At 50.0% G+C, this 7823-nt stretch carries 6 protein-coding genes; 2 read left to right on the forward strand and 4 right to left on the reverse strand.

The window, feature by feature from the left end; all coding sequences use genetic code 11:
• Positions 1-118 precede the first annotated feature (118 nt).
• Positions 119-1198, forward strand: coding sequence for a M20 family metallo-hydrolase (locus JHU38_RS11975; RefSeq protein WP_107581640.1), 1080 nt, complete (start codon positions 119-121; stop codon positions 1196-1198).
• A 94-nt stretch (positions 1199-1292) separates the two neighbouring features.
• On the opposite strand, the gene JHU38_RS11980 is transcribed toward JHU38_RS11975, so the two are convergent.
• Genes JHU38_RS11980 through dut form a run of 4 tightly spaced genes read right to left on the reverse strand, consistent with a single transcriptional unit; the run spans position 1293 to position 6130 of the window.
• Positions 1293-2972, reverse strand: a complete 1680-nt coding sequence (locus tag JHU38_RS11980; protein ID WP_107581639.1) for a murein hydrolase activator EnvC family protein — start codon at positions 2970-2972, stop codon at positions 1293-1295.
• A gap of 1 nt (position 2973) precedes the next feature.
• A complete protein-coding gene (locus JHU38_RS11985) occupies positions 2974-3897 on the reverse strand; it encodes a DUF4292 domain-containing protein (protein WP_107581638.1) in 924 nt (307 codons plus the stop codon).
• Entirely contained in the window at positions 3894-5651 is a 1758-nt protein-coding gene (locus JHU38_RS11990; protein ID WP_232369964.1) for a tetratricopeptide repeat protein, read from the reverse strand. The genes JHU38_RS11985 and JHU38_RS11990 overlap by 4 nt, the downstream gene beginning before the upstream one ends.
• A 41-nt stretch (positions 5652-5692) precedes the next feature.
• Positions 5693-6130, reverse strand: coding sequence for a dUTP diphosphatase (gene dut / locus JHU38_RS11995; RefSeq protein ID WP_107581637.1), 438 nt, complete (start codon positions 6128-6130; stop codon positions 5693-5695).
• Between the two features lie 144 nt (positions 6131-6274).
• Here dut and dgt point away from each other — a divergent pair, with 144 nt between their 5' ends.
• Entirely contained in the window at positions 6275-7612 is a 1338-nt protein-coding gene (dgt, locus tag JHU38_RS12000; protein WP_107581636.1) for a dGTP triphosphohydrolase, read from the forward strand.
• The last annotated feature ends 211 nt before the right edge of the window (positions 7613-7823 follow it).

Here is a 7823-nt window from a genome sequence, read left to right on the forward strand (position 1 = left end):
GATTTGATGCAACTTTGTATGCGTTTTCACAAAAATTATTTAGGACACTATTGGTTATTTTCAGTAAAATCACATTCAATATTCAAAGAAACACGCCAAAAAGACTTATTTTTGCCTTATGAAACAGCTTGAAGATTATCTAAATGATTCCGTAACGCTCCTGTCACGCTTGATAACGACTCCTTCCGTGAGCCGCGAAGAAAAAGAGGCGGCTGATATTCTGGAGCAGGCGATTCGTTCTTACGGCTTTACGACACGACGGGAAGCCAACAATGTCTGGACTGTCGATCCGTTTTTCGACGACCGGCGGCCTACGCTTCTGCTCAATGCGCATATCGATACGGTATGCCCCGTAGCCTCATGGACGCGCGATCCCTATGCGCCCGCTTTGCTTCAGAACCGTCTTTACGGATTAGGGAGCAATGATTGTGGTGGCGGTTTGGTCACTTTGCTTCAAGTGTTCCGTTATTTCTGTCAAGACGCGGCTACCGCCCGGCAGCGTTCCTACAACCTTGTTTATTTAGCTTCGGCCGAAGAAGAGGTGTCGGGCAACAATGGTATCAGCCTGGTTCTCCCTCTGTTGCCACCCATCGACGTAGCCCTTGTAGGCGAACCGACTGGGCTTCAGCCTGCCATTGCCGAAAAGGGACTGATGGTGCTCGACCTCATTGCGCATGGAAAGAGTGGGCATGCTGCTCGTGGCGAGGGTGTCAACGCGATCTACGAAGCGCTTGACGACCTGTTGTGGCTGCGCGACTATCGCTTTGAAAAGGTCAGTCCGCTGTTAGGGTCTACCCGAATGACGGTTACGGTGGTCAATGCCGGCACACAACACAATGTCGTGCCCGACCAATTGACAGCGCTTATCGACGTGCGGCCCAACGAACTCTATACGAACGAGGAGGTGTTTCAGATTATTCAGTCGCATTGTCGTTCAGAAATCAAAGCTCATTCTTTCCGCCTCCATTCCTCCCATATCGATTCCAACCATCCGCTCATTCGCAAATGCGTGTCTATGGGCATGACGCCTTATGGCAGTCCCACGCTCAGCGATCAGGCTCTCATGCCTTTTCCGTCGTTCAAATTAGGGCCGGGAGAATCAGCCCGTTCACATACGGCTGATGAATATATTGAAATAGAAGAGTTGCGGCAGGCTCTCTGCACATATTGTTCTTTGTTATCAGACGAAACGGATTAAGCCATCTGACCAAATACCGCGTATAAAAAACAATAAGGTGTCATTTCTTTTGCGAAATGACACCTTATTATAATAATGTATATAGCGTATCTTTTTATCTGCCGAGCCATGCTTCCGGATTCAGCTTGGTTGTCTCCTTGCGTAGCTGGAACTGCAGAATATTGTCTGCGCCAACGGTTCCCAGAGCCTGACGGGTCGAAACCTTTTGTCCCTTACTTACGCTTACTGATTTTAAATTACAATAAATAGAGATGTAAGCACCATGGCGAACCATGACCAGCATGGAGCCTTGCCAACCATAAACGGCACTCACCTCGCCGTCATAGATCGATCGGGCCATACAGCCTGACTGTCCTAAAATATTGATACCTTTATTATCGAGCACCACGCCCTTCAATCCTTCTACGTTGTATTGGCCAAAATGGCTCACGATTTTATATCTACCTGTAATCGGCATGGGCAGTCTACCCTTATTGGCGGTAAATCCTCCGCTCACCATCCGGTCTACGGTAGAGAGCCGTTGCGACTCGTCTACGTCCTCTTTGGCTTCGGCAATCTCCTGCTTGCTGCGCTTTTCCTCGGTCCTGGCTTTCAGTTCGGCGGCCTCTCGGGCTGCTTTGGCCTCTCGAGCCGCCTGTTCCGCACGGACTTTCCGATCAGCGGCGGCGGCCGCTTCGCGCTCCACTTTCTCACGCTTGGCTTTCTCCGCGTTGGCGTCGGCGACTCGTTTGGCTTTCGCCGCAGCCTGGGCGGCAGCCTCTGCTTCGGCTTTCAGCCTTGTCTCCCGCTCCTTGGCCTCGGCTATACGCTTTGCGTTCTCGCGTGCGGCGGCCTCTGCAGCCGCCTTCTTGCGGGCCAGTTCTTCGGCACGTCGCTTGGCTGCCGCCACGGCTTCGGCTTTCCGTTTGGCCTCCGCAATGGCCCGTTGACGGGCTTTCTCCACTTCAATGGCCACCAAACGGTCGATTTCCGCGTTCAGGGCAGCGTCTTTCTGCCGCTGCTCGGCTATGATTTTCTGAATTGTTTTCTGCTGATTCTGCAGCGAAGCCACAATCTTCTTCTGCTCGTCCTGCTGCCCCTGCAAAGCCGACTTTTCCTTCTTATCCTTGTAAAGCAAGTTGTTTTTCTGTCCGCGCACCAATTTTAATTGCTCATGTTTGCTGTCCACCTGTGCTTGCTTGGCTTTGACCATTTCACCTTGGGCCCGCTGATAATCGGCATACTCACGCACAAAGCGCAGACGTCTGTACATCTGGGCCAGATTCTTGGCCGAAAAGATGAACATCATTTTATCCTGCATCGCCTGATGACGAGCCATGTAACGCATCGACTTGACATATTTTGCCTTGCGCTCCTTCAGCTGTTCTTCCAGAGTCTTCAGCTGTGTCTTCAGCAAACCGATGTTTCCTTCTATGTGATGAATATCTTTCTGAATGTCCTCTATCGACTTCTGGCGGTCGTCAATGGCCGAGTTGATGGTCATGAGATTCTGCAACCGTTTCTTCACATCGGCTTGATTGGCCCGCAAAGCCTGCTCCTGCTGCCGCAGTTTCTTCTGTATTTGCGAGCGCTGCTTCTGCAGTCCTTTAATAGAAGCGTTTGCATAAACAGCCGTTTTAGGCGTCTTGGTATTCGCGGGCTTTTTCTTTTTGGAGGTTGTCTTGGCCGGTTTGACGACAGGCGTTGCCTTTTTCTTCTTACCGGTTGTCTGCTTTTGCGCGTTTACCGTCAGCGAAGCCGCGATTATCAAGAGTATAAAGCCTAACTTCCTCATATCAGAATTTCATGATTTTCGACAAGATATCCTGTGGCGCAATCTGCTTATACCGGTCTGAAATCTTGGTTGTCGCGTCCCAATTATCCTTGATTGTCACTTCGTTCATGCGGATGGTCACAGTTGCCGTCTGCTGTCTTTGTGTAGCTGTCGTACTAAACATGAACTTCTGCGTAGCGGGGAACTGCTTCAACCCTACTACCATAAAATCATCATACGTCCAATCCAAGGTTGACTTGCCATGCTTCTGCGACAAATAGTTGATTTCCGCGCTTAAAATCCGGGCAGTGGCGGATTCAGTAAGCCAGCTCACCGACAGATTCCCTTGCTTCAATCCCACCGTCGAACCGCCTTGGGCATTCAAATCCACCTCATACTGACTTAAATCCTTGTCGGCGACGGTTTCCTGTCCCGGCAGAAAAAGCTGATTCCAGAACAACGCCTGCAGACTATAGAAGTTCAAACCGTTAGATTGCAGAAAGTCGAGCTGCGTATAGTCGGCCTTCACGTATTCTTTATGCAAGCGGTCGATTATCAACACGTACGTTGGCGTAAACTCCAACCGCCCTACCTCCGTTCCGAGCAGCGGCATGAAAAGCTGTATCCGAATCACTTCGTCCTTACGCATGCGCAACGATCCCGACACGGTGATATCCTTTGAACCGGCCTTGAGATTAAATTTCATGTCGCCCACAATGTTTTTCACGTAGACTCCATTGTCGACCACTCGCTGTATGAATTGCTGCTGACGCAACTGCGAAGCCTGAGCGCTCTCTGCCTGCGCTTTCTCTCCGCCCTTGGCAATGCTCGATCTGTCAACAGAAGGCTGAATCGTCGTCTTTTCCAGATTCCTCTTCGAGGCACACGATGACACCAGCAAGATTCCCGCCAATGCCAAAGACATTATTATATTCAACTTTTTCATCTTTTCTTTCTTTTACTTTTAAGTTTCACAATAGCCTTGGGATGTATCTTCTGTTCCAATGCCGCCTTATCACCACCGGACTCCAAAGCCTTTTTCCAGTAATCGACGGCGGCCGCGTGATCGCCCACCCGCTCATGGATATCCCCTGCATGTTCATAGATGACGTTGTTATGCTGGGTTGAATCGAGGTTGGCTATCGCCTGGTCTATATATATCTTGGCCTCGGCGAAGCGGTCTTCCCTATACAGAATCCAAGCGTAGGTGTCCAGATAGGTGGCATTCTTCGGCTCGGCCTTCACCGTTTTGGCACTCATCTCTGCCGCCCGACGCAGGTCAATATTCTCTTCGCTCAGGTAATAAGCATAGTTGTTCAGGCAACCATAGTTGTCGGCCTTCCATTGCAGACAGCTGTCGTAGGCCGCAAAAGCCTCCTTGCTGTTCCCTTTCTGATGCAACAAGTCGCCCATGATGGCATAAAAATCCGATACGACATCAGGATTACTCGCCGGCGTTATCTCACTCACGCCACGCCTGAAAGCATCGAGCGCCTTCTCGTTCTCGTCTTTCTGAAAATAAGCCATTCCTAAGAAGTAATAGAATCCCATCTCTTCGGGATTATATTCGGTAGCGGGCTTGCAAAGGCTGATAATTCCGTCCCAATCTTTCTTGGGCCACTCGTTCTGCAGCAGCTGCATCCGGGCGCCCGCATTGTCCGGCGCAACCTTGAGCCAACGCCTCAGTTCGACACTGATAGAATCGGCAGGCACTTTCTTCAAGGTCATATAAGCCACCTTCATGGCATACATATCCGTATCAGCCGGATTCACGGTCAGTGCCTTGTCAAACACCCATAGCACCTTGGTACTGTCGCCTCCTTCAGCTTCCGACTGTTGAATGATTTGCCGGATAATCGCCGTTTTACCCTGCGAGGTCATCTTCCGATTGGTGAGAATACGCTCCGCCAACTCGGCGGCTTCACTTTTCTTGTCTACAGCCCGATAGTAATCATACATCGAACTCAAGGCATAGCTATTGTCGGGCTCCTCATCGAGCACCGATTTGAATAGCTTGAACGCCTCGTCTGCTTTCTCGTTCTGCACCAGCCAATTGCCCAACATGACCCGATAGTTCAAGTCATAAGGATGTTCGTCGGAGAGTTGTTTCAACGCTTTGTACGCGGACTTCTTGTCATTCTTCAACTCGTACACCCTCACCTTCGACAACGTAAGCTCCTCGCTGTTTCCGTCGACCTGCTCCATACGCCCAATGCACGTCAACATCTTATCGTAATTCTTCTGCTGCTGATATAGTTGGATCAGGATTTCAAGCACGTCGGAGCGACTTTTATCGGTTTGATAAAGATCTTCATAGGCCTGAATGGCATGATCAAACTGCCGTGCGTTAATATAATATTGTGCCAGTTGTTCGCGATAAGTCACGTTCGACGGGCGCAGCATGACCGCTCTTTGCAGATAATTCATGGCCAGGCTGTCCTTGCCAAGCTCACTTTGGAACATAGCCAACAGATAGTAGGTCTCAGCTCCTTTGGGATTAATCTCCCGACAATGATTGAGCAGGTCGAAAGCCGCGTCATACTTCCCGGCATGATACTGCCGCAGCCCCTCCATAAAGAAATAATCGTAGCGCCGCCGGTCGTTATACGACAGCGTGTCGCCCGCAACGGCGTTGTAGGACATGCCACACAGCACGACCGTCCACAACAGGAATAAAATGTTTCGAATATTTCCAAGCATACAGCATGCAATAACTCGACCGGCAAAAGGTCACTCCTCTCTCATTTCACACCGGTATGGCCGTAGCCACCCATCCCCCGTTCGGTCGCGTCCAATTCCTCCACTTCCGCGAACGCGGCCTGCTCATGACGGGCAATTACCATCTGGGCAATACGTTCCCCGTCTTCAATGACAAAATCATCCTGCGAGAAATTGATCAACAACACCATGATTTCGCCTCGGTAATCGGCATCAACGGTTCCCGGACTGTTCAATACCGTGATTCCTTTTTTCAGTGCCAATCCACTGCGAGGACGTATCTGGGCCTCATAGCCTTCGGGCAAAGCAATGTATAATCCGGTAGGAACGAGGTGACGCTCAAAAGGTTTCAGTCGGATAGGAGCGTCAATATTGGCGCGTAAGTCCATGCCGGCACTTTGCGGAGTAGCATAAGCGGGCAGCGGTTGTCGGCCTTGATTGACTACTTTTATTTTAATCATAGAACCATTGATAGATGAGTAAAACACGTGCAAAAATAGCGATTTATCTTTACAAAGCCCCATTTTTAAACCTAAAAAGAAAGAATTAAGGCAAATTTAGTTTATCTTTGCAATTATCCTATTGATACTCAAGACAGAAAGTATATGAACTGGTCACAACTGATTTCAAATATCAGATTCGGGCAGGAGCACGCCACGACGACTCACCACGACGCCCGTTCGGAATTCAGGCGCGATTCCGACCGCCTTATCTACTCGCCTCCTTTCCGCCGTCTGCAAAACAAGACGCAGGTGTTTCCACTTCCGGGCAGCGTCTTCGTGCACAACCGACTCACACACAGCTTGGAAGTGGCGTCGCTCGGCATGTCGCTCGGCAGCGACGTTGCCCGCGTTCTGATAGAACGCCATCCCGAACTGAAAGACACGAACTTCGAAGAAATCAGCACCATCGTGCATGCGGCGTGTCTGGCTCACGACATGGGTAATCCGCCGTTCGGCCACAGTGGCGAGAAAGCCATTCAAGCTTTCTTCACCGAAGGCGAAGGGGCGTATCTTAAAGACAGGCTCAGCAAACCGTTCTGGGAGGACATTACCCACTTTGAAGGTAATGCCAACGCTTTCCGATTGCTTACCCACCAATTCAACGGACGCCGCAAAGGGGGGGTCGTCCTTACCTATTCCATGTTGGCCAGTATCGTAAAATATCCTTTCTCCAGCCATTACGCGGGCCATCATGGTAAGTTCGGCTTCTTCCAATCCGAGAGCGCCGACTTCCGAAAGATAGCCGACGAATTGGGTATAATTCGCCTGTCGTTCGAGGGTGAGCCGTTGCGCTACGTGCGTCATCCGTTGGTTTACCTCGTCGAAGCGGCCGATGATATATGCTATGAGATTATGGATATCGAGGACTCGCACAAGCTACGCATCCTTTCGTATCAGGAGACCGAAGAACTGCTCTTGAGTTTCTTCGCTCCGGACGAACAGGAGAGTATTCGAAAACGCATGGACGAGGAGGAAGTGACCGACGCCAACGAGCGAGTGGTCTACATGCGGGCTTGCGTCATCGGCAAATTAGAACACGAATGCGTATTGGCCTTTGCCAACAACGAGCGACTGATTCTTGACGGGAAGTTCGAAGGCTGTCTCATCGACCATATTTCGCCTCTCCAACGCGACGCTTACCGTCATTGCAGCAAGGTCTCGTATCGGAAGATTTATCAGAGCAAACCTGTGCTCGACGTCGAACTGGGCGGTTACAAGATTATGGAAACACTGATGAAGACGATGATCGACGCGGCAGTTAACCCGCAACGTTTCCAGTCACAGCAGCTCATGAAACGCGTCAGCAGCCAGTATGACATTCAGAGTGAGGACCTCGAAACGCGCGTCATGGCCGTTCTCGACTATATCAGCGGCATGACCGATGTCTATGCTTTAGACATCTATCAGAAGATTTGTGGTATCTCGCTGCCCATCGTATAGGCAATCCTCCCCTCTAAGACGACTAAAGAGCCATATCTAACTCTATTTTCGAGTAATGATATGGCTCTTTTTTTTAAAGATAGTAGAATTTTCGTGAGGACAAATTCTTCTAAGCCAACTTTTCCTCACGACGCTTTTTGACATAAGGACATGTTTCCCAATAGTGTCCTAAATATTTTTCAAAAAAGTGAAGGAAGTTGTTTTCACTAAG

Origin of the sequence: Prevotella illustrans (assembly GCF_017426725.1) — a bacterium.
In the GTDB taxonomy this organism is placed as follows: domain Bacteria; phylum Bacteroidota; class Bacteroidia; order Bacteroidales; family Bacteroidaceae; genus Prevotella; species Prevotella illustrans.

Coding starts and splice junctions, on each gene's coding strand:
- JHU38_RS11975 (WP_107581640.1), top strand. CDS start 119: ATGAAACAGCTTGAAGATTATCTAAATGATTCCGTAACGCTCCTGTCA.
- JHU38_RS11980 (WP_107581639.1), bottom strand. CDS start 2,972: ATGAGGAAGTTAGGCTTTATACTCTTGATAATCGCGGCTTCGCTGACG.
- JHU38_RS11985 (WP_107581638.1), bottom strand. CDS start 3,897: ATGAAAAAGTTGAATATAATAATGTCTTTGGCATTGGCGGGAATCTTG.
- JHU38_RS11990 (WP_232369964.1), bottom strand. CDS start 5,651: ATGCTTGGAAATATTCGAAACATTTTATTCCTGTTGTGGACGGTCGTG.
- dut (WP_107581637.1), bottom strand. CDS start 6,130: ATGATTAAAATAAAAGTAGTCAATCAAGGCCGACAACCGCTGCCCGCT.
- dgt (WP_107581636.1), top strand. CDS start 6,275: ATGAACTGGTCACAACTGATTTCAAATATCAGATTCGGGCAGGAGCAC.